This window comes from Nostoc foliaceum FACHB-393 (genome assembly GCF_014698505.1).
In the GTDB taxonomy this organism is placed as follows: Bacteria; Cyanobacteriota; Cyanobacteriia; order Cyanobacteriales; family Nostocaceae; genus Nostoc; species Nostoc foliaceum_A.
Map to the genome: position 1 here is coordinate 26,036 of NZ_JACJTD010000009.1, position 20,633 is coordinate 46,668.

Here is a 20,633-nt window from a genome sequence, read left to right on the forward strand (position 1 = left end):
AGACGATACAAAATTGTATTGTAACGACAAACTCCAACGACAAAAAAATATTATGAGCACCAAAAAACTCACAGGTAAAGTGGCATTGGTCACTGGCGGCTCACGCGGTCTGGGGGCAGCGATCGCCAAACGTCTCGCGGACGATGGTGCAACTGTTGCTCTCACCTACACCACCTCGCCGCAAAAAGCCGACGAGGTGGTGCTTGCCATCGAAGCGGCAGGTGGGCAAGCCTTGGCTATACGCGCCGATAGTGCCAATGTTGAAGCGGTGAAAAACGCTGTCGCCGAGACTGTGAAAGCCTTTGGTCGCCTCGACATCCTCGTGAACAATGCAGGGGTCGCCGCTTTGGCCCCGATCGACGAGTTTTCAATGGAGGATTTTGATCGGCTGATTGCGGTTAACGTGAAGGGTGTCTTTGTGGCAACTCAGGAAGCTGTCCGCCATATGGGCGAGGGCGGACGGATCATCATGATTGGCAGCGTCAACAGCGACATCATGCCTTTTGCTGGCGGCTCCATCTACGCTTTGACTAAGGGTGCGATCGCCAGCTTCACGCGCGGTCTTGCCCGCGATCTCGGCCCTCGTGGCATCACGGTGAACAATATCCAGCCCGGCCCGGTAGACACGGACATGAACCCAGCGGAAGGCCCCTTTTCCGACACCATGAGAAGCATGATCGCCCTCCAGCGCTATGGACGAAGCGAAGAAGTCGCCGGCATGGTTTCCTATCTCGCCAGTGCGGAAGCTGATTTTGTCACCGGTGCGAACCTGAAGATTGATGGCGGCTTCGCAGCCTGATTCGGCGGCAATAGTAAAACCAAGAATCCGATCATGCAAATCTGTCTGACGACGATCCCAGCACCAAGGCAAAGCTGGGGCGCATCCTTAAAATTGGCTTCGCCGCCGTCGATCTCGGCGGCTTCGTCTCTTCTTCCGGTAATATTAGTACTTATCAAGAAGTTTTAATAAAAAAGAGATGTCTTCAATTCCTCTAACATTGAACCTAATTGAAGGTTCTGTCTCCTTTAGTTTTTCACCCCAAGCAGCACGAGAATTAAAGACAGCGACGGATCAACTGATGGAGCGCCTGAAAGCTGTCGCCTCTAAACCCACTCCTGGCGGCGGTAAAGTCACTCCCCAACCACCCCTGGAATATCGTTATACGGGTGAAGTATTTTTAGAAATTTTCTGTAATCCTAATATCTGGCCAACGCCCTTTGCAGCCAAAGTTTTACTGACTGTCCGTAACGTCAACATCCGCTTGACTACTGAAGCTGAACTTACCCGCATCATTGAAGATATTAATCAGTATTTAGAGCAAGTAGGTTAATAATTTACCAAGGCGGCGGGAAGTCCACCTCTTCTCTACGAGACGCTGTGCGAACAAGGGGTGTCCGGGATAGCCGCCCCGTCGCCGTTGACTGATGACTGATGACTGTTAACCGTCATCAGTCATCAGTCAACGTAAAATCCCATCCCCTTTTAGATAGTGAAGTTCCTACACTTATCTATCGGATAAATGTAGGAACTTCACGGAATCTACATACTAGACTCAAGCTCTAGCACCAGATATACAGAACAATTAATTCCGATGCCTTCTTTCACTTGAAAAGTTGTATAAATCCAGACTCCAATGCTTCTGTGTTAATGAAAAACGCAAGATTCTGTATGGGGCAATGCTCATCAAAAACCAGAGATTATCCCCTAGATTGAGCGTTCAATGGTTGATTGTGACATCCACACATCGAAAATAAACTCCCAATCCCAAATTTGAAATCAAACATTGATTAGTCGTTGTCCCACTGTTCACGACCAATTAGGTCGCCAATGCGATCGCGTAACAAAAAGTCACATTTTTCTAATTCACATTCAACGCAAACCCACTCTCTCGCTGGAATGTATTGGCAGAGGGTATATATTGGCTGTTGTCTGCTAACCATTCCCTTTTGCACCAGTCGGCGTGCTTCGTCTTGAATCACATCGAGAGAGTAGTAATTGATAGAAGGCACCGTATTCACACTCATGGTTTTTACTCACAAATTAACACTTACGATAGTGTTCCCGTTAATAATTAGGAACAAACATTACAGAAATTAGACTTGTGGCTAGGATTTTGTAGTTTGCTATACGGAACTATTTTTATTTTGACGCTACATATCCTGAAATTATCTCAAGAAATGTTAAGAAAGTCAACGAATCCTGACATTTCTCGAAAATTCGCTTTACAAAAAAAATTCCGAGTAGTTAACTTAACCTGCTAGGGTAGCTGTATGACTTTTATTCCACAAGTCTGAAAGTCTTGCCATTACTGTATTTAAGCAAGATTTTGTGGGTGGGAAGAATTCACATTAAGATCGCTTACATATCAAATAATCACCTTAAACCCGGATCTAGAACTGCTGGTATTTATCTAAGGGTAAACAACACAAGAATATTTGTCAGATACTTGGGTATAAAGTGTTGCAAAACATAACGGCTAAAGTACACTACGAAGGCTTTTACCCAGGATCTGTTAACAATTTCTTAAGTAAAACCGTAATATCTTGGTTATTTTCGGCACTAATGTTACACAGCTTTCTTTGGATAAACATCTGTACAAGGGTAGAGTAAGGGATTTCCAAATAAAACAATATCCAATTGCAGGCGAAGCAGAATCTGATAGTTGGATTGGATGCAAGAATTGGATAATTGGATTTTTGGAGTTCCCTTAATAGGACGTGAGTTCGACGAACCTCTCCCTGCCTTGAACTTTCGTTCGAGTCTGTCCCTCTCCGAGTCGGAGAGGGACGGTTTTGCGTAGTAAAACCAGGGAGAGGTCTTTTTTGCAGCTAGTTAGGCAGACATCTGAATGAGCCATCGAACTCACGTTAATAGGATTTCTCTTAAAGGTCATTACAAATAGGCAAGAGGGGGTAGAGGGAAAGAGGAATAGTAGAGTAAGGACGAAAGCCAAGGCAAACAAAAAGCGTATATATGCAACTAGCGATCGCTGATGTAGGTTATGGTCACATTAAAACAGACGCGATCTAGTCACGTCTGTAAACTGTTTGGCGGATTTGCTGAGATTAATTGTTCTGAAGTTACATTGTTATTTAAGTTACTTATTCACTAAATGATTCATCATCTTGATCTGTGCTGTCTTCTACTGGTAACAGATTTTCTGGAGGACGCTCATGGTTAAGTTGGCTTAGTAGTGCCAGTACTTTATTACCGCGTTCTATGGAGCGATCTTCCAGAAACAGCACTTCTGGTGTACGACGTAGCCGCACCCGCGCCCCAAGTTCACTACGGACGTAACCCGTAGCTGACTTTAAGCCTGCCATTGTTTCTGCCTTAGCTTCATCTGTACCATAAATACTGACGTAGATTTTGGCGTGTTGGAGATCACCAGAAACATCAACATCAGTAACACTTACCATTCCTGTACCCACACGGTCATCCTTAATGCCGTTGAGCAGCATTTGGCTAACTTCCCGTTTGATCAGTTCAGCAACGCGGGAAACCCGGCGATTTGTAGCCATAAAAATTTCGCCTCCTCACAGAGGTTGTACACAAAAATATATGCAAGTTGGTTTAGACAGTACTTAGCGGGAGCAACGCCAAGAGCAACCGTCTGTGGGGCACAGCCCCGATATAGCGCTAGTCTAGATTGTACTCAAGCCCAGCATTGCACGTAGGGTGAGAGTAAGGAAGACTAGGCTGCTCACAAATAAACCCAAGAGGGCGATCAAGGTAACTGGGCGCTTTAACAGTGGCATTAATGGCGCAAAGGTGTTCAAAAACAGGCCTAAGACGATACTAATTAAGTACCGGGGGTAGCGAAAGACGTTATCCCAAAATCCGTCAAACATCTGAATGTAAACTGCCTTGTTATATACTTACGTTTGTTTTGATATGTTGATCTACTCAATTGTAATCTATGCGGCTGGAAAATTACCCAGTTAATATAAAATATGCTTCGTCGCTTATATTGGCTTTATTTAGTCAAGATTATTTTCAGTTAAATCGGAAGTAAATGGTAATTCAAATCCCCAAAGAAACTAGCCCGCGTCCATTTTTGAAGTGGGCAGGGGGTAAAAGTAGGTTGATACAGCAATATATTCCTTATTTTCCCAAGAGTTATAAAAATTACTATGAACCATTTTTAGGTGGTGGTGCTGTTTTTTTCTATCTCCAACCAACCGCAGCAATTTTAACTGACATTAATGCCGAATTAATTAACACTTATTGTTGTGTTAGAGATCATATTGAAGAATTAATTTCTATATTGAAAGAGCATAAAAACCGACATGATAAAGATTATTATTATAGTGTCAGGAATAACTCTGGTGGTACTGATATAGAAAAAGCTGCTCGTCTAATTTATCTGAATAAAACTTGTTTTAATGGTCTTTATCGAGTCAATTCACAGGGTAAATTCAATGTGCCTTTAGGCAGATACGAAAATCCAAATATTTGTTCGGAGGTTTTACTGCGAACAGCTTCAGAAGCACTTTCTACATCTGAAATTAAACAAACACACTTTGTTGATGTACTAAATTATGCCACAAGCAGTGATGATTTTATTTATTTTGATCCACCATACTATCCTGTAAGTGAAACTAGCTATTTTACAGCTTACAGTAGCGATCGCTTTGCTGAAGAACAGCAAGTTCAACTCAAAGATATATTTGAAAAATTAGCTGAACGTGGAGTAAAAGTCATGCTATCTAATTCAGATTGTGAATTTATTCGCAACCTTTACAGCAGTTTCAATATCCACACTATATCAGCATCTAGGGCAATTAATTCTAACGCCAAAAAGCGTGGAAAGATCACAGAAGTTTTAGTAACTTCTTATTAAATATTATTGTTAGACCAAGCAATAAATGAACTTAAATTATGAACAGAGAGAAGGTTTTGATTGAGAAGAACTTGTTTATTTAACCACGATACAGCTTGCGGTTTCATACCTCCACCGTCAATTAATACAACTGCTTGTGCAGGATAGCAATTTTGAATATTTAAGTTAAGGTAAGGAAGTTTTTCATCAACTGAACCGCTAGTTTGCTGCCATTTACACTCAATAATCAGCCCGGAAGAAACGGATGCAGCGCCAATAATGTAAAAGTCTACATATATATAGCTCCCATAAATTCCTGCTCCGATATAAACCTGCCTTGCATATCTTTTTGGTATAGTATTCAAGCTTAAAAGACATCCTAGACGCTGTTTCTTTGGTAAATCAAAGCCCACTTGCACATATCCATGACCCAGTAAAGTCCCTTCTACAGCTTTTTCCAAAACATTGCCAGAAGTAACTGCTCTTGCACCTTGAGTCATTTTTATCCTGATTATTTTCCAAAAGATTTCCTGATTTTAGGATTCCCTGGAAGCAACAGTAAATACTTAGGTCATATAAATTTTGAGAGATTTCCTCGTTTCCAGCCTCTAGCTAGAAACGAGGTTTTAATAAGGTTTTGGCTTAAGTTGACACGTATAGGCAGTGCCGTGTTATCTCACCGTAACTCCTATATACTTATTTTTGAAGGTTCATCCTTTTGAATTCATGCGTCCTCGCCAGAACATCTCGGAAATATTTTCGACTTTCATCCAATTTGAAGCCGATCGCTTCAACTGTTGGATATATGATGCCAAACTACGGCGCAGTATCCAAAATTGCTTGGTACAGATATCAGAAACGAAATACTCAGAAAATTTTTGGGCGATTTACTGGCATAAGAACTGGCAAAATCAGCCTAACTCTCTAGCTGAAGCGCATCTATCAGCTTATTTGCAAGAGACTTGTTATTGGTCAGCGCAAAGGACGATCCCTCAAATTATTAGTGTGCAGTGCACCTTATCTGACTGTTTTCAAATAGCGATCGCAGAAGTGCCAAAAATTCTCAAAGCTTGCGATCCTGACCAAAAAGCCAGCCTGAAAAGCTACAGTAATGTGGCTTTTGGCAATGTGATTCGGGATGCTTTGCGGCAAAAACAAGAAATAGATTTTTGTAACGATTGGGCATTGCTGCTAAAGTTGAGCCGCAAGCGACTACAGCAATCATTACAAAATGCTGGGCTAACAGATGAAACTATTACCCGTTACCTGTTAGCTTGGAAATGTTTTGCAGATGGTTACATTCTGGGTAAATCGCCAGGAGTGCGGAAGTTACAAAGACCTGATCAAGATACTTGGGAAGCGATCGCTCAACTCTACAACCGCGATCGCTTAACACAACTCAACCCATCAGGGACAGAATGCAACGCCCAAACTCTCGAAAAATGGCTACTGTTATCCGCCAAACACGCACGTTCTTATTTATATCCTGTGGTTTCTTCACTCAACGCCCCTAAAACAGGTCAAGCCGATAGTGAATTACAAGATGATTTACCAGATACTACTCAAAATGAATCTTTACTCGCAGATTTAATAGCCAGAGAAGAAGCAGAGACTCAAAAAAACCAACAACAAGAAATCCATAATCTATTAATTAATACTCTGGCAAAACTCTCTCCTCAATCACAACAATTGCTGCAACTCTACTATCAGCAAGGACTTACTCAACAACAAATTGCTAAACAACAGCAAATCCAGCAATATCAAATATCACGGCAATTGGCTAAAACAAGAGAATCTCTACTACTGGCGATCGCCAAGTGGAGTCAAGAAACAATGCATATTTCTCCAACTTCCAACGTGGTTAAACATATTAGTGCAGTATTAGAGGAATGGTTACAAAATTATTTCAGTAATTTGGAACCTCACTCCTCAAAGGAGCAGTAGCTATGTCATCTTTTTGTGTTCCTCCAACTCAACTGTGGTTAGAGGTGTCTCCTGAAGTTCAAGACAAATCTTGGCAGCAAAGCCAGTCTAGTGTTAGTCCCTGTGGTCGTTGGAATGCTTTTCTAAATCAAGTATGCCTCAGTACTTTTCTGCCTTGGTTGCAAGCAGAATATGTACCAGAAGCTACTATTAATACACTTCCAATAACTTGGGAACTTGTCAACGGCACTGCTATAAATCTAGATACAAAACGCTTGATTCTAATTCCAGATAAAAGCTTAGAAACTAGAGAATTTTCTGTACCACAAGAATGGATAGATATTCCTCAATGGGCAGGAGATTACTACTTGGCAGTACAAGTCAGTCCTGATGGTGAGTGGATGAGAATTTGGGGCTATACCACTCATGAGCAATTAAAAAATCAAGGTAGCTACGATTCCCAAGAACGGACTTACTCTTTAGATGCTAATCAAATGGTTGAGGATCTAAATGTGCTTTGGGTAGTACGTCAACTGTATCCTGAAGAACAAACACAAACTGTCATCGCTCCTTTGCCTGTTTTATCAGCTGCTCAAGTAGAAAATTTGTGGCAAAGATTAGCAAGTCCCACAATTACTAATCCTCGCCTGGAATTGCCCTTTGAAATCTGGGGAGCATTGTTAGATAGGGAAGATTGGTCACAAAGATTTAGACAGAAACCAGCACTTGTCAACTTGCGTCAGTGGTTCCAAAATATAGTTGCAGATAGTTGGCAAACAATAGAAAACTTCCTGGGTACACAGCCAGATTTCGCCTTTAGCTTTCGCCAAAATGATTCGGCTCAACAATCAATCCAACGAGTTAAGGAAATTGAGTTACCAACTAGAAATCAAGATGTAGTGTTAATGTTGACATTAACCACAGAAATAGATAATAAAGTAGGAATCCGTGTCCAATTGTATCCCAAGGAGCGCAATTTCTATTTACCTCTAAATATTAGCCTGGCATTGATTTCTGCTTCTGGAGAAATTGTGCAATCAGTACAAGCACGAGAAACAGATAACTCGATCCAACTCAAAGGCTTCCGATGTCCTGAAAATACAAGTTTTAGTCTTCAGGTTGGTTTAGATGATTTCAATTTCACACAAGAGTTTATCAGTTAGTTTTAGAAATTAATCGCCATGAGTAAACTGATCGTCCTAAACTTAGGAAAAGGAAACTTACAGCAAGGGTTTCCCACGGTCATTGCTCAACTTTGGCAAACGGATGTTCCTACTCCGATGCAATTTACAGGTGGATTACCTGCTGCACCACAATTGGAACATCTTTATCAACGTTGGCAACAAATGTATACAGCTTTGTATACTAGTTTGGGTTGGCGCAGTCGCAACATTGCAGACTTTGAAATTGATGAAGAAGACGTTACCCATATTTCCCAAACGGAGTTTGACAACCTCTCTCAAGAATTACAACAAAATCTGAACACATGGCTGAATAGTTCCCTGTTTCTGAATATTGACCGGAAGTTGCGGACTCAACTCTTACCGAACGAGGAAATTCGTTGCATTATTACTGCTGAATCAGATCAAGTTTTGCAGCTTCCCTGGTGTCTGTGGCATTTTTTTACTGATTACCCCCAAGCAGAAATTGCCCTGAGTCCGCCAGAATATACCCGTTCTGTGAAAACAAATCCTCAAAAAACTCAAGGTAAAGTCAGAATCTTAGCAATTTTAGGCGATCGCCAGGGCATCGATCTCGAAAAAGACCAAAATTTACTTCGCCAATTACCTAATGTTGAACTCAAGTTTTTAGTCGAACCCAACCGTTCCGAACTCACAGAACAATTATGGAAGTCAGGTTGGGATATTCTTTTTTTTGCGGGGCATAGTTCCAGCCAAGGTAAAGGACGAATGCTGCTGAATTCTGGCGAAACTTTAACTATTGACCAATTAAAGTATGGTTTACAAAAGGCGATCGCTCAAGGGTTACAGCTAGCAATTTTTAACTCTTGTGATGGTTTGGGATTAGCACAAGATTTAGCTGATTTGCATTTACCCCAAGTGATTGTCATGCGCGAACCCGTACCAGACCGGGTAGCACAGGAATTTTTGAAGCACTTCCTGGCACTTTTTTCTCAAGGAAAAACTCTGTATGCAGCCGTGAGAGAGGCCAGAGAAAGATTACAATCTCTAGAACATGATTTTCCCTGCGCTACTTGGTTACCTGTCATTTGCCAAAACCCAGCAGAAATTTCGCCTACTTGGCAGGATCTGTGCGGTCAGAGGTTGGGTTTATATCTGCCACGCCCGAATTTAAGGCAGTTACCACTGGTTTTTTTAAATAGCTTAAGTGTTACTTTAATTATCGGATTAATCCGGTTATTCGGTGGGCTGCAACCCCTAGAACTAGAAGCATTTGACCAATTAATGCGACTACGACCCAAAGAACAGCCAGACTCGCGGCTTTTGGTAGTAACTATCACCGACCAAGATATTCAAGCCCAAGGACAGGAACCGCGCCAAGGTTCCTTATCCGATAAGTATCTCAATCTTCTGCTAGCCAAACTGGAACAATATCAACCAGCAGCTATTGGTCTAGATATATACAGAGATTTTCCAGTGAGTGCCAACCAACCAGAACTAGCCAAGCGGATGCAACAAAGCGATCGCTTAATTGCAATCTGTAAACGTGCTGACCCAAAATACGACCCCACAGGCATTTCGCCCCCACTGGAAATACCAGAAACACGGCTAGGTTTTAGCGATTTTGTTGAGGACAATGATGGTGTACTCCGCCGTCATTTGTTGGCGATGACTCCCAACCCGATTTCGTCAAGTTGTACTCCGGCTTCTGCCTTTAACGTGCAGCTAGCATTTCTTTATCTGAAAAAACAGGGAATTCTAGCCAAATTTACCCCAAATTGGGATTTGCAACTAGGAAATAAGACTTTCCCACGGTTACAAAATCGGACTAGTGGTTATCAGTCGATAGATGCCCAAGGCAGTCAGATTTTACTAAATTACCGTTTTTCGCCCTCAGTGCAAGCGATCGCACCCCAAGCTACCCTCAGCCAAGTCTTGAACGGACAAATAAACCCAAATGCCTTAAAAAACCGGATTATTCTGATTGGTGTCACTAGTAATAGTAGTAGCGATTACTGGTATACACCCTATGGTAAAAACCCTTCAGAAATCATTCCAGGCATAATCATTCAGGCACAAATGGTCAGTGAAATACTCAGTGCCGCTTTAGACCAAAGACCCATGTTATGGGTTTGGAGTCAATGGGGTGATATTTGCTGGATTTGGGGTTGGTCTTTAACAGGTGGTCTACTAGTTTGGTATCTTCGCAAAATAGCTTATGTCAGTATTGCTGTAACCGTAGCATCAGGTACGCTGTTTGGACTTTGTTTAATCCTGTTCACTCAGGGCGGCTGGATACCCTTAGTACCACCGATGATGTCTTTGCTACTTAGTAGCACTATATTTATCTCTATCAGCAAAAAATTACAGAAATTGTAGAGAACGGAAGTGTAGTAATAAATTAGGTATTAATCTTCAAGAATCAAAAATCCTAATAAATTACTTCTGCGATCGCTAATTAATTTCTTTTATGAAAAAATTACTTTGGTTTCACACTGCCACCCTCATCCCTGCACTGACCTTAGGCATTTTTGACATACCTGGAAATTTGCCTGTACAGGCTGAAACCTTAACATCAACAAGTGAAATCAGGTATGTTGCACCAAGAGTGCAGGAAAAGCCAGGAGAACCGACAGGAAGGCGTAGAGGTGGAGGTAGTCGTGGTTCCTGTAAGCAGTATGAGACTTTGACAGCTTTAGTACCTACAACTAAAACAGGTACAAAAGATTTAGTTTGGGGACAGTCAGCATCTCAAACCCCAACATTTTGGTTCTTTGTGCCTGATAAATTAACTGCAAATGTTCCTGTAGAGTTCGTGCTTCAGGATGAAACAGACAATTATGTGTATCAGAAAAAATTTAATCCTTCACAAACATCGGCAGGAATTATCAGTTTAGCAGTACAACCTACATCAACTCTAGAGGCAGGTAAAACTTATCGTTGGACTTTTTCGATTTATTGCGATCCTCAGAAGCCCTCTGCTGCCGTTTATGTTCGAGGCTCAATGACACAAGTGGCCCTCAACCCATCATCGCAACAACAACTTGAGGCAGCTAAAACACCGTTGGCAAGAGCTACTTTTTTTGCCAAACATGGTGTCTGGTATGATGCCTTAACAACTTTAGGAGAACATTTACAAAGCAATAAACGCAAAGATCCAAAAATTGCATCAGCTTGGGTTGAGCTACTCAAACAGGTAGATTTAGCTAAGTCTAATACAGATGCGATCGCATCCTGCTGTATTACCAAATAATTGATCGGCATCTGCCAATAAACATTTCGAGAAAAGTTTGCCATATATGCTTTCATACTTGCGGAAGAGGTAATGTATCGCCAAGACAATTGTCATGGCAATAGGGTAATGTACAAGCGCTCCGAGATAGTTATGGAAGGAACTAACGAGCTTAAAAGAAGTAGGGATGTCTACATAAAAAACACACAGGGGAACACAGTCAGTTCTGAAATGACTGATGAAGATTGGTTTAGCTTAGGAAAATCTGATGCCTGGGCTGGAAAACCCAAAATTTCACCAGAACAAGATTCTCAAGCGGCGAGTATGTATGACTTAGGTTACAGCGAGGGCGAAATTCAACGTTCACCAACTGAAACTAGAAAGGCTCCTTAGTAGTCACAAATCTTCAGAAGGCAGGAGACCGCGAGGACATGGAAGAACCTCTCCCCCAACCCCTCTCCGAACCGGAGAGGGGAGTTTGGCTCCCCCTTCCCTAGCAGGGAAGGGGGAAGGGGGGTTAGGTTTTTGATTACTGAATCGATGCTCTAGGAGCAGCATTTCCAGCAAGAGGCTGGAAACGAGATTTGAAAAGGGTTTTAGCTTAAGTTGACACGTATGGGCAATGCCATGTCCCTACGAGTATCTGTGTTCATCTGTGGTTAATCATTTTTTTCTCGCTATATACCAATTTGAACAACGATTGGGACAGATAAAATACTCAAAGAGATTATCAGTAAATCTTTGACAATCTAAAATCCAAAATCAGAAATGGTATTATCCGTAGTTCTATATAAAAAATTACTACTTTGTCTTGGCAATTTTCTTCAGGAAATTAAAATAGCTCTAGCAGTTTTGCTAGAGCTAATTCTATTGGCTATCGCATCAATTCTAATTTATTAGAGTTGTTTGCCATTAAATAAACCTTCAACTTTTTTGTCAGGATAGCTTTTCTTATTAAATTCTAAGTTAGCGATCGCTTGCTCTTGTGACCAACCCGGTTCAAAGCCAACTCTCGTTCCATCCCAGATTAATTCATATCCGACTTTTTGACCGTTGAATAAACCTTCAACTTTCTTGTCGGGATAGCTTTTCTTATTGAATTCTAAATTAGCGATCGCTTGTTGGAGTGTCCAACCCGGTTCAAAGCCAACTCTCGTTCCATCCCAGATTAATTCATAGCCGACTTTTTGACCGTTGAATAAACCTTCAACTTTCTTGTCGGGATAGCTTTTCTTATTGAATTCTAAATTAGCGATCGCTTGTTGGAGTGTCCAACCCGGTTCAAAGCCAACTCTCGTTCCATCCCAGATTAATTCATATCCGACTTTTTGACCATTGAATAAACCTTCAACTTTCTTGTCAGGATAGCTTTTCTTATTGAATTCTAGGTTAGCGATCGCTTGTTGCAGTGTCCAACTGGGTTCCATGCCAACTTGGACTCCATCCCAGAAAAGTTGGTATTTACCTAAAGCGTTTGGATTTTGGGTTGGTTGAGAAGCAGTATTGCCTGAATTGGGTAAATTGATGGCAAAATTGTCACCTTTGCAACGGCGAAATGCACATGCTTCTGCTTTCCCTTCAAATCTTAGTGGACTTCCCTTAACACAACCTTGTACTTGGGCGTAAGAGCCAGCAAAATCAACAGTACCAAAAGTCGCACAACCACCATCACGACCTATATATTGTTTCTGACTGGTGATTGGCCCAAGCTTGGCATAAAATTCGTAACCAGCACCTTTTTCTTCAACACATACACCTACACCTTTAACATCTATGCAATTAGCCTTATCTTGTGCCATTGCAGGTTGAGCAAAATTCAATGAAAATAGTGGCGCACCGACGCTGATAAGTGCTGCAAGTAGACCTAATGGTTTACGGGACATAAATTTTTCCTTACGAGTAGATTGGTGAGACGAAAAAGCAGATTTAGAGGTGTAATTAGTAGTCATGGTTTACGTTCCTTTGTTGAGTAGTTAACGGTATGATTGTTTATAAGTTGATTTGCTGTTGAGCTAGGCAAAATTAACAGGGCAAATCGCTCATCATGCTGATGATTTGCTGCCACTGTACAAATCTGCATTGGGCAGAAATAATGACTACCTGGCTTCAACTTCTGTGGAGAGTAGTTAAAGTAGTTTGGATTATCGCAACCTCGAATTTGTTGGTTGGCGTTACTTACTTCACCCTCCACAGAGTTACACGTTTAACTTTTGAGGTTTATGCACTCAAATAAGAACAAAGCCAAAAAATTTTTTAACAACCCACTAGAGCCAATTTCCCAGCAAGACGTAAGATGCCCAATGTAAAGGATGGCGGTAATCTGGGTCTTTTAAAAGAGAGAGTTGAGCTTGCCGCAGTGCTTCTGCTTTTGTCACCTGCTTTGTTGCCAATTCTTTATAAAATTGACCAATGAGGCGAGCACCAGATTCATCATCCAAACTCCAAAGAGAAGCTAAGGTACTGCGTGCACCTGCTTGAATTGCCACCCCAGCCAGTCCTAAAGCTGCTCGTTTGTCTCCCTCGGCAGTTTCGCAAGCACTGAGAACGAGTAATTCAATTGGCTCAGGTGTAGTTTGCTCTCTGCTGCGAAGCAAATCTTTTAGTTCGTTGAGTTTAATCGGTTTATCCCAAGCCAGCACAAAGGTTTCATCAGCATTGGAACTAAATTGACCATGAGTTGCCAGATGCACTACAGAGAAGGGCACAGAGTCAATCTGTTTTCGTAATTCTGAACTAGTAAATTTCTGATTCACGAGAACTTCGCTAGGGACTTCCGACTCAATTGCTTTTAATTCGTCACTGACATTTGGTAAGGAACTAAACCCATGTCGTGCTTCTGTGAGTCCAGCGACCAAAGTTTTTAGCCTACCTTGGCGTAAAGGACGGGGCCCTAATAGCTCTAACCCAGGCGTAAGGGCAATACTGTATTTCTCTACCAAATACTGTTTGCCATCATACAAGGCTGCGATCGCCACATTCCGCAAAGCACCATCTAAGACGAAAACTAATGTTTTCACCTGACTTTCAGACAGTTCTGCTTCCACAGGGCGAATTAACCAGTCATAAACTTTTGCAGATAATAATTTCCCTTCAGGGGTTGTGAAAGGCTTTTCTAAATTTTCTCTAAGTTGCTCTATAACTTCTTCTACTTCGTGTTGAGTTATTTTGGTGGCATAGTGGCGTAGTGGCTGCTGAGGTAAACTCAGAATTACTTCTAGTCGGTCTGGGAGAATAATGGGATAAATTACCGCTGCTTCTGATTGTTGAATCTGCTCAATCGGTACTATCTGTCCTTGTAGACAAGCTGAACGAAAGAAGTTGTCGAGTTCTGCTAGTTGTAGTGATTCAATTACTTGACGAGCTTGTTTTAGTTCCACCTGACTAGGTTCTACGCTTTCGCCCGGATTTAACAGTAATTGTACATAGTCACGATATACAGGCTCTACAGCTTCACGGAAGGAAAATTGAATATCACTGTTAATCGCCACCAAATCGCTACGCAGAGATTTTAATGTTGTGAAAGCTACTTCGTAGGCAGATGTTGCTGGCTTGATTTCCCCTTGGGCTTTTAAAATGCGTCCTAATTGCCATTGCCACTGATAACTAATATGTGGAGCATTAATGGCTTGAGCTATTTGCAAAGCCTGCTGGGTTAAATCTTGAGCATTTGACCACTGCTGAGTTTGTTCATATAGTCTACCTAGATAACCCAAAGCATAAGATTCTGCTTGTTGGTCACTTAAGTTTTGAGCTTCTTGAATTGCGATCGCCAGTAGTTTAGCAGATTCAGCGTTTCCTTTAGTTCCCAGTTTCACCAAACTTTTGGCAAGGTTGATGCGAGAGTAAATTGTTGAGCGACTGGGAGGTAAATTACTAAACTTTGGCTGGATTTTTAGCAAGAGATTCTCGGCTTTTTTCGTTTGTCCAGTTGCTATCAAAAGCTGGAGTTGATTGATTTGAGACTGAATCTGCGTCATGCTGCTTGCAGAGGCAGTAGTTGCAGCCTGTTCGTAGTATGCCAATGCTGCATCTGTATTGCTTTGGGCATAAGCTGTGTTACCCAGGCTGAGTAAGGTGGCACTCAATTCTTGTTGTGACGCATTAGCGCCACCCTGTAGCATTTGCAAACTTTGCTGTAAAACTCTGCGAGAATCAGCGAAAGCGCCCACTGATTTAAGAACGTTGCCCAGGCTACGCAATCCTGTAGTTTTTAACTGCCGGTCTGGTTGATTCTCTAGTGTTTGTTCTACTTCTGCTAGGGTTTTACGAGCTTGGAGATAAAGCCCTAGAGCTTGTTGGGCTTGAGCTTGATTAATTAAACTGCCAATTCTGCCTTGTGTATAGCCTGCTGTGGTATAAATGGCAGTTGCCTGTTGCCAACTATTGAGAGCTTCTTCTGTTTTACCTTGAGCTAATTGCAAACTTCCTTGAGTGTTGAGCGCTTGGGCAAGGATAAGTTTTGTTTGTGCTGTTGTCTGTTTGGAGTTTTGGATTAAATTCAAGCTAGAGCTAATTGTCTTAGTTGCCTGCTGCCACTGTCCCAACTGCTGGTAAGCCAAGGAGAGATAATTTAGCAACATAGCTTGAGACGATAAATTCTTTTCTGCTTTGAGTGCCAATTGCCAAATATTTACAGCTTCAGCATATCGTTCTGCTTGGTACAGTTCTCTACCTTGTTTAATTAAATTTGAGTTCGATAAATATTGTGTTGATCTCTGCTCTATTTTCTCTTCTACAAGCAGAGGTTGAACAGAAGAGGCTGTAACTTGCCTGAATTTGAGCATCAGAGTTAGACTCATCCCCGTTAGCACACAAAGCAGAAAAGCTAGAGCTTTACGCAAAAATCTTGGCTGTTTTTTTGCCATCTGAGAGTCCAACATCAGTTTTGGGCAACTGGACAATTAATAGGTGTGAGTGAAGAGTTGTGAGGAGTAGTAGTGGGAGCTTGAGCTACAAGGGTAATAGTACCATCAGCATTAGTTACCCATCCTTGAGCTTCGGCGATCGCAGCAGGTGTTTGTGAAACTAAGCTTACCTTTTGTTGAGAGCCACTGATCTGTTCATTAAGCAATGCGTGGGGTTGCAAGTCTTGCCAGATGGCATCAGTGCTAAGTGGCTCAATGGGGTTAGGTGGCAAACCACCTCGCCCAGTGACTATAAATTCACTTTGTTGATTGGCTATTACTCCCCCAGCACTCTTACAGGTTTGGGCAATGAGTGTGGAAGCATCTACTATATTTGTGGGCAAATTCGCTAGTCCGCGACTGGGGTCGACATCGGGTGTGTTAATGTCTACAACTCCATTAATTCCCAGTTCTGAACTGGCGTTGATGTCACTGAGGGGTGTTAAAGTTTCACGGAATTGCAATCCAAAAATACCCTGAGCGGTAATATTAATTTTGCCTCCCGAACCCTCGAAGGCGTTGGCAATGATGTCGCTATTTTCATTGGGGACAGCGACCACAAAACTTGTATCAATATTGATATTGCCGCCATCACCTTTGTCGAAGGCTTGGGCACTAATTGAACTATTATTCCGCAATACTACCAAATCGGATACTCTAAGCTGAATGTTAGCTTCACTACCAGAGGCTGTGGTAGCAGAGAGCGCTCCTTCGTTCAGTAAGATAGCCTTGGCGGTGATATCTAAATTACCTGGATTGCCTACTCCCAAACCACTAACAGTAACTTGACCTCCATCTCGCACAACCAAATTCTTTGTAGCAATTGTGAGATTGCCAGAATTTCCGAACCCTTGTGAACCAGCAGACAATATACTATTAACTCTACGAATACTAGAATTTCCCAACCCAGTATCTCCTATTCCAGAACCAGATACTTCTATAGATTCCAAGGCATTCACAGTCACCTTTCCCCCTAAACCCTCATTAAAAGTGCTAGCGCCAACTTCTCCCCCGTTTTGAATCAGTAAATTCTCTACGTTGAGAGTTAATGTTCCTCCCGCTCCTCTAGCAAAAGTATTAGCTTGGATTTGTGCTCCATCTTGAACTACTAAGCGACTAGTGTTGATTGTTATATCTCCTCCCTTGCCAGTCGGTTGTGTAATGTCTGGTCGCCTTCCAACTGAACTGAATATGCCGCTACTTACTTGAGAACCATCGCTTCTTATGGCTGTACCGTTGGCTTCCACAGACTTAGAGGCATCCACAATCATTGTTCCGCCATTCCCTGAAGAGAAAGTGGATGTTCCTATCTGTGCGCCGTTACGGATAACTAACTGCCCAGTTTTAATTGTTAAATTTCCAGCATTACCTGTAGCACCTATATTAGATTGAGCAAACAAGCCGCTGGAATTCCGTCCACCCCCGTATATTCCACTTAGCTCTACAAATTCTTTCGCAATCACTGTCAGTTCTCCTCCCTGACCCGTGTTGAAAGTAGAAACCGATACGACTCCTCCATCTTTAACGATTAACCGTCCAGTATCAATCGTTATATTGCCGCCTCTTCCCTGGGTCTGAGTTGTGGCAAAAAGACCAGTAGAAGACCCATTGAATGAAGTTCCAAAGAGTTCTACAGAATTCAAGGCATTCACAATTATTCTTCCACCTTGACCTACACCTCTGGTGTTAGCAAAAATACCTGAGCCATCCCCCATAATCAATCGGCTAGTGTTAATAATTACGCTGCTTCCCTCTCCAGAACCAGAATTAGCGACATTGATTAGACTGTTCTCGTCAATCGGGGAACCTCCACTCATTTCTACCAAATCTGTGGCGTTGATAATGACACTTCCTGGCTTTCCAGAACCTCTATTGCGGTTAAAAACTCCTGATTCTTCGCTGAGAGTGACTCGCCTACCTTGGAGATGAACGCTACCTATACTTTGACTAATGGTGTCAGAATTAGCAATGATTTCAGCCCTACGAGACAATTGGATATCCCGATAATTTTCAATGCCTTCATAGCTTAATGTCAGAGGAATAGCATCAGAGGCAAATGACCAGTTCAACTGGACAAGACCATTACCGAAGACAGATCCCAATTCTATCTGTCCCCCATCTGCTTTCATCCTCCCTTGTTCTAGAAAAATATCGCCTCCCACAAGTGCAAGGGTTCTTTGCGGTTGCACTTGGAGTCCGACAATTTCACCATTACTATCCTTAACAGTGGATTGGTTAAGGATACTACCTGGATTTGCGGCAAATTGTAAGCCAAGAGGTACATTGACAGTCAACAAGGGAGGAATTTGGGGATTACTAGCACTAAAAGCAAAATTGTTATCAAATCTCAAACTATCAGCTGTACTCGCTACAAAAGAACCTGCAATGTCTAATCTTGAATTGGCTCCAAATACAATACCATTGGGGTTAATTAAAAACAGATTTGCATTACCTAAAACCCCTAATGTCCCCAAAATATTGGAGCGGTTATTACCTGTGACTCTCGTGAGGATATTCTCTACTCCCGTGGGGTTAGAGAAGTAAACCCGTTGTCCATCACCAATGCTAAATTCGCCAAAGCTGTGAAATAGGTTTGCTCCTCGGACTGCACCACCATCGATGCGTAGGCGTAGCCCGTCGTAGACATCGCCTATTGCTTCTTTAACCTCAACCTCTTGGATTAAGATTGATGATTCACTTCCCAAGGTGGTATCAGTTTTAATTTCGGCGAGGACATGGTTTTTTCCAAAAATAAAAGAACTCAGCGCCGAAAGGGCTAATGTAAAAAGTAACAGTTCTCTTAAAAATTTAAACAATTTTTACAAAATAAATATTAATTGTTGTTATAAATAATAACACTCTTTGATTTTTTTAGGTTTACCAAGAATGGAGATTTTGTCCAATTGTAAAAAATTGTTGAAGACAGAATCTCTATATAAATCCAAATTCCATTATCGTGCTATCGCACTCATGTTTTATTTGTTAATTTATTTGTACTAGCAAGAAAGCTTTTACTAAACCTGAAAGGTCAGTGTCCTTGATGAATTGACACTCGATTGCATCCAATTCCAGAGACGCGGCTTTAAGGGACTCCATAACTGCCCCACTCTCACGATCATCGGCATCGGCTGCATCTATAACAGTGTATCCATCTGATAGTTTAAATCTAGGCGATCGCGTTGCTAATCTCTTGACTGCACACATTACTGACATCTTAATGTTAGATTAGATTATCCTAATTTGATATCTTTCTAAGTGCCAGTTAACCAGAAGAATAAATAAACATGAAAATTCAAAAACTAATTACAGAAGCACTTAGCTTACCTAATGATGCTATTTCCTATCATGTTAGTCAGCAGTTAGCAGCTATTTACCCAAAAAAAACATTGCTAGGAAGTAATGATAGTTCGTTTAATTTAGAAAAGTACGCTGAGGCAAACCTCTGCAAAATTCAATATGATACTCATATCCATAACCAAATCCTCACTGGTTGGAATGGTATGGAGAACGAGATTTACAATTTTACTGAAAATGCCAGTTTTGAAGTTTCATGGCAAGGAGAAAAACTTAATGTACTTTTAATGAGTTGGCATGAAGGTTATTGCAAAACTCGCCATTTTTGGATTTTAGCTAACAGCACAAAATTAGCTAAAAACTTTTTCGCCGCAGTTTGTGATTGGAACTCAGAAATTCGTGATGAACTTTTAGTTTTTGAAGATGGGTACTGGAATAAAAACCCAGAGTTGTTTCAATCTATTCAAAGCGCAAATTTTGATAATCTCGTCTTGCATAGCACTCTGAAACAAGACATTCAAGATGACCTGATAACCTTCTTTGCATCCCGCGAAACTTACACAAATTATAGTGTTCCTTGGAAACGTGGTATTTTATTAATTGGCTCGCCTGGGAATGGTAAAACCCATACAGTTAAAGCATTAATTAATCAAATGCAGCAGCCTTGTTTATATGTTAAAAGCTTTAAATCTGAGTATGCAACTGATAGCGAAAATATCCGTAATGTATTCAAACAGGCACGGCAGTCAGCCCCTTGTATTTTGGTATTAGAAGATATTGATTCTCTATTGAATGATGAAAATCGCTCTTTCTTTTTAAATGAACTTGATGGCTTTGCCTCTAATGAAGGAATTGTGACCATTGCAACCACTAATCATCCAGAACGTTTAGATTCAGCAATTAGCGATCGCCCCAGTCGCTTTGACCGCAAATATCATTTTGACTTGCCAGCTATCCCAGAACGAGAAGCCTACATCACATTATGGAATGATAAATTAAAAACTGCTATGGGCTTGTCTGAGCCGGCTGTGAGTCAGATGGTTGCATTAACCGAAGGCTTTTCTTTTGCCTACCTCAAAGAACTATTTCTCTCGTCAATGATTCGTTGGATGGGAGCAATGGAAGATGGTGCGTTAGAGAAAATCATGATTTCTCAAGTTGCAATTTTGCGAGAACAAATGATCAGCACAACTGTTAGCAGCAAAGATTTAGAAAACTAAAATCAAAGGAGAATTCAGGAGCGGAGCCGGAGACGCTCCGCCTCCTGTCAGAATCAATATTGCTGATACTTGAATTCTGAACAACTTTAGCAAAA

General features: G+C 41.5%; 18 protein-coding genes. 10 read left to right on the forward strand and 8 right to left on the reverse strand.

Annotated features, from left to right (window positions below; all coding sequences use genetic code 11):
- The first annotated feature begins 52 nt into the window (after positions 1-52).
- Positions 53-799 carry a 3-oxoacyl-ACP reductase family protein gene (locus H6G92_RS10105; protein ID WP_190893364.1) on the forward strand — a complete coding sequence of 249 codons (747 nt, stop codon included), beginning with the start codon at positions 53-55 and terminating at the stop codon, positions 797-799.
- 178 nt (positions 800-977) lie between these two features.
- Entirely contained in the window at positions 978-1,331 is a 354-nt protein-coding gene (locus tag H6G92_RS10110; RefSeq protein WP_190893366.1) for a hypothetical protein, read from the forward strand.
- Between the two features lie 457 nt (positions 1,332-1,788).
- Here the strand turns inward: H6G92_RS10110 and H6G92_RS10115 are convergent, their stop codons facing one another.
- The 3 genes from H6G92_RS10115 to H6G92_RS10125 form a co-directional block, all read right to left on the reverse strand.
- The gene (locus H6G92_RS10115; protein ID WP_062297131.1) at positions 1,789-2,025 is read right to left on the reverse strand and encodes a DUF4327 family protein; all 237 of its coding nucleotides are present in this window, start codon (positions 2,023-2,025) and stop codon (positions 1,789-1,791) included.
- A gap of 1,077 nt (positions 2,026-3,102) precedes the next feature.
- Positions 3,103-3,522, reverse strand: coding sequence for a 30S ribosome-binding factor RbfA (gene rbfA / locus H6G92_RS10120; protein ID WP_190893368.1), 420 nt, complete (start codon positions 3,520-3,522; stop codon positions 3,103-3,105).
- A gap of 123 nt (positions 3,523-3,645) precedes the next feature.
- Positions 3,646-3,852 (reverse strand): DUF751 family protein, encoded by a 207-nt coding sequence (locus tag H6G92_RS10125; protein ID WP_190893370.1) that lies wholly within the window; start codon positions 3,850-3,852, stop codon positions 3,646-3,648.
- A 164-nt stretch (positions 3,853-4,016) separates the two neighbouring features.
- On the opposite strand from H6G92_RS10125, the gene H6G92_RS10130 reads away from it, so the two are divergent.
- Positions 4,017-4,844 carry a DNA adenine methylase gene (locus tag H6G92_RS10130; protein WP_190893372.1) on the forward strand — a complete coding sequence of 276 codons (828 nt, stop codon included), beginning with the start codon at positions 4,017-4,019 and terminating at the stop codon, positions 4,842-4,844.
- Here H6G92_RS10130 and H6G92_RS10135 read toward each other — a convergent pair.
- On the reverse strand, positions 4,841-5,323 hold the full coding sequence (locus H6G92_RS10135; RefSeq protein WP_190893374.1) for a PD-(D/E)XK nuclease superfamily protein: 483 nt from the start codon (positions 5,321-5,323) through the stop codon (positions 4,841-4,843). The genes H6G92_RS10130 and H6G92_RS10135 overlap by 4 nt on opposite strands.
- Before the next feature lie 226 nt (positions 5,324-5,549).
- On the opposite strand from H6G92_RS10135, the gene H6G92_RS10140 reads away from it, so the two are divergent.
- The 5 genes from H6G92_RS10140 to H6G92_RS10160 all read left to right on the forward strand — a co-directional run bounded on the left by H6G92_RS10140 (position 5,550) and on the right by H6G92_RS10160 (position 11,513).
- Complete coding sequence (locus H6G92_RS10140) at positions 5,550-6,767, forward strand: sigma-70 family RNA polymerase sigma factor (protein WP_190893376.1); 1,218 nt, start codon at positions 5,550-5,552, stop codon at positions 6,765-6,767.
- Positions 6,768-6,769: 2 nt separating this feature from the next.
- Positions 6,770-7,909, forward strand: coding sequence for a DUF1822 family protein (locus tag H6G92_RS10145; protein ID WP_190893378.1), 1,140 nt, complete (start codon positions 6,770-6,772; stop codon positions 7,907-7,909).
- An 18-nt stretch (positions 7,910-7,927) separates the two neighbouring features.
- The gene (locus H6G92_RS10150; RefSeq protein ID WP_190893381.1) at positions 7,928-10,267 is read left to right on the forward strand and encodes a CHASE2 domain-containing protein; all 2,340 of its coding nucleotides are present in this window, start codon (positions 7,928-7,930) and stop codon (positions 10,265-10,267) included.
- Between the two features lie 91 nt (positions 10,268-10,358).
- Positions 10,359-11,141 (forward strand): DUF928 domain-containing protein, encoded by a 783-nt coding sequence (locus tag H6G92_RS10155; protein WP_190893383.1) that lies wholly within the window; start codon positions 10,359-10,361, stop codon positions 11,139-11,141.
- Positions 11,142-11,213: 72 nt separating this feature from the next.
- Positions 11,214-11,513: a hypothetical protein gene (locus H6G92_RS10160; protein WP_190893637.1), complete on the forward strand. Its 300-nt coding sequence runs from the start codon at positions 11,214-11,216 to the stop codon at positions 11,511-11,513.
- 503 nt (positions 11,514-12,016) lie between these two features.
- Here the strand turns inward: H6G92_RS10160 and H6G92_RS10165 are convergent.
- Positions 12,017-13,069, reverse strand: coding sequence for a hypothetical protein (locus H6G92_RS10165; protein WP_190893385.1), 1,053 nt, complete (start codon positions 13,067-13,069; stop codon positions 12,017-12,019).
- A gap of 143 nt (positions 13,070-13,212) precedes the next feature.
- Here H6G92_RS10165 and H6G92_RS10170 point away from each other — a divergent pair, with 143 nt between their 5' ends.
- The gene (locus H6G92_RS10170) at positions 13,213-13,353 is read left to right on the forward strand and encodes a hypothetical protein (RefSeq protein WP_190893387.1); all 141 of its coding nucleotides are present in this window, start codon (positions 13,213-13,215) and stop codon (positions 13,351-13,353) included.
- A gap of 31 nt (positions 13,354-13,384) precedes the next feature.
- On the opposite strand, the gene H6G92_RS10175 is transcribed toward H6G92_RS10170, so the two are convergent.
- The 3 genes from H6G92_RS10175 to H6G92_RS10185 all read right to left on the reverse strand — a co-directional run bounded on the left by H6G92_RS10175 (position 13,385) and on the right by H6G92_RS10185 (position 19,237).
- On the reverse strand, positions 13,385-15,985 hold the full coding sequence (locus H6G92_RS10175) for a CHAT domain-containing protein (protein ID WP_190893389.1): 2,601 nt from the start codon (positions 15,983-15,985) through the stop codon (positions 13,385-13,387).
- A 14-nt stretch (positions 15,986-15,999) separates the two neighbouring features.
- Positions 16,000-18,840, reverse strand: coding sequence for a beta strand repeat-containing protein (locus tag H6G92_RS10180; protein ID WP_190893391.1), 2,841 nt, complete (start codon positions 18,838-18,840; stop codon positions 16,000-16,002).
- 166 nt (positions 18,841-19,006) lie between these two features.
- Positions 19,007-19,237, reverse strand: coding sequence for a hypothetical protein (locus H6G92_RS10185; RefSeq protein WP_190893393.1), 231 nt, complete (start codon positions 19,235-19,237; stop codon positions 19,007-19,009).
- Positions 19,238-19,308: 71 nt separating this feature from the next.
- On the opposite strand from H6G92_RS10185, the gene H6G92_RS10190 reads away from it, so the two are divergent.
- Positions 19,309-20,538 carry an AAA family ATPase gene (locus tag H6G92_RS10190; RefSeq protein WP_190893395.1) on the forward strand — a complete coding sequence of 410 codons (1,230 nt, stop codon included), beginning with the start codon at positions 19,309-19,311 and terminating at the stop codon, positions 20,536-20,538.
- Positions 20,539-20,633 lie beyond the last annotated feature (95 nt).

What these genes read in the sequence shown, in the direction of transcription:
- H6G92_RS10140 (WP_190893376.1), top strand. Translation starts at nt 5,550, where the DNA reads ATGCGTCCTCGCCAGAACATCTCGGAAATATTTTCGACTTTCATCCAA.
- H6G92_RS10105 (WP_190893364.1), top strand. Translation starts at nt 53, where the DNA reads ATGAGCACCAAAAAACTCACAGGTAAAGTGGCATTGGTCACTGGCGGC.
- H6G92_RS10110 (WP_190893366.1), top strand. Translation starts at nt 978, where the DNA reads ATGTCTTCAATTCCTCTAACATTGAACCTAATTGAAGGTTCTGTCTCC.
- rbfA (WP_190893368.1), bottom strand. Translation starts at nt 3,522, where the DNA reads ATGGCTACAAATCGCCGGGTTTCCCGCGTTGCTGAACTGATCAAACGG.
- H6G92_RS10135 (WP_190893374.1), bottom strand. Translation starts at nt 5,323, where the DNA reads ATGACTCAAGGTGCAAGAGCAGTTACTTCTGGCAATGTTTTGGAAAAA.
- H6G92_RS10190 (WP_190893395.1), top strand. Translation starts at nt 19,309, where the DNA reads ATGAAAATTCAAAAACTAATTACAGAAGCACTTAGCTTACCTAATGAT.
- H6G92_RS10165 (WP_190893385.1), bottom strand. Translation starts at nt 13,069, where the DNA reads ATGACTACTAATTACACCTCTAAATCTGCTTTTTCGTCTCACCAATCT.
- H6G92_RS10155 (WP_190893383.1), top strand. Translation starts at nt 10,359, where the DNA reads ATGAAAAAATTACTTTGGTTTCACACTGCCACCCTCATCCCTGCACTG.
- H6G92_RS10150 (WP_190893381.1), top strand. Translation starts at nt 7,928, where the DNA reads ATGAGTAAACTGATCGTCCTAAACTTAGGAAAAGGAAACTTACAGCAA.
- H6G92_RS10160 (WP_190893637.1), top strand. Translation starts at nt 11,214, where the DNA reads ATGTATCGCCAAGACAATTGTCATGGCAATAGGGTAATGTACAAGCGC.
- H6G92_RS10145 (WP_190893378.1), top strand. Translation starts at nt 6,770, where the DNA reads ATGTCATCTTTTTGTGTTCCTCCAACTCAACTGTGGTTAGAGGTGTCT.
- H6G92_RS10175 (WP_190893389.1), bottom strand. Translation starts at nt 15,985, where the DNA reads ATGGCAAAAAAACAGCCAAGATTTTTGCGTAAAGCTCTAGCTTTTCTG.
- H6G92_RS10170 (WP_190893387.1), top strand. Translation starts at nt 13,213, where the DNA reads ATGACTACCTGGCTTCAACTTCTGTGGAGAGTAGTTAAAGTAGTTTGG.
- H6G92_RS10115 (WP_062297131.1), bottom strand. Translation starts at nt 2,025, where the DNA reads ATGAGTGTGAATACGGTGCCTTCTATCAATTACTACTCTCTCGATGTG.
- H6G92_RS10130 (WP_190893372.1), top strand. Translation starts at nt 4,017, where the DNA reads ATGGTAATTCAAATCCCCAAAGAAACTAGCCCGCGTCCATTTTTGAAG.
- H6G92_RS10125 (WP_190893370.1), bottom strand. Translation starts at nt 3,852, where the DNA reads ATGTTTGACGGATTTTGGGATAACGTCTTTCGCTACCCCCGGTACTTA.
- H6G92_RS10185 (WP_190893393.1), bottom strand. Translation starts at nt 19,237, where the DNA reads ATGTCAGTAATGTGTGCAGTCAAGAGATTAGCAACGCGATCGCCTAGA.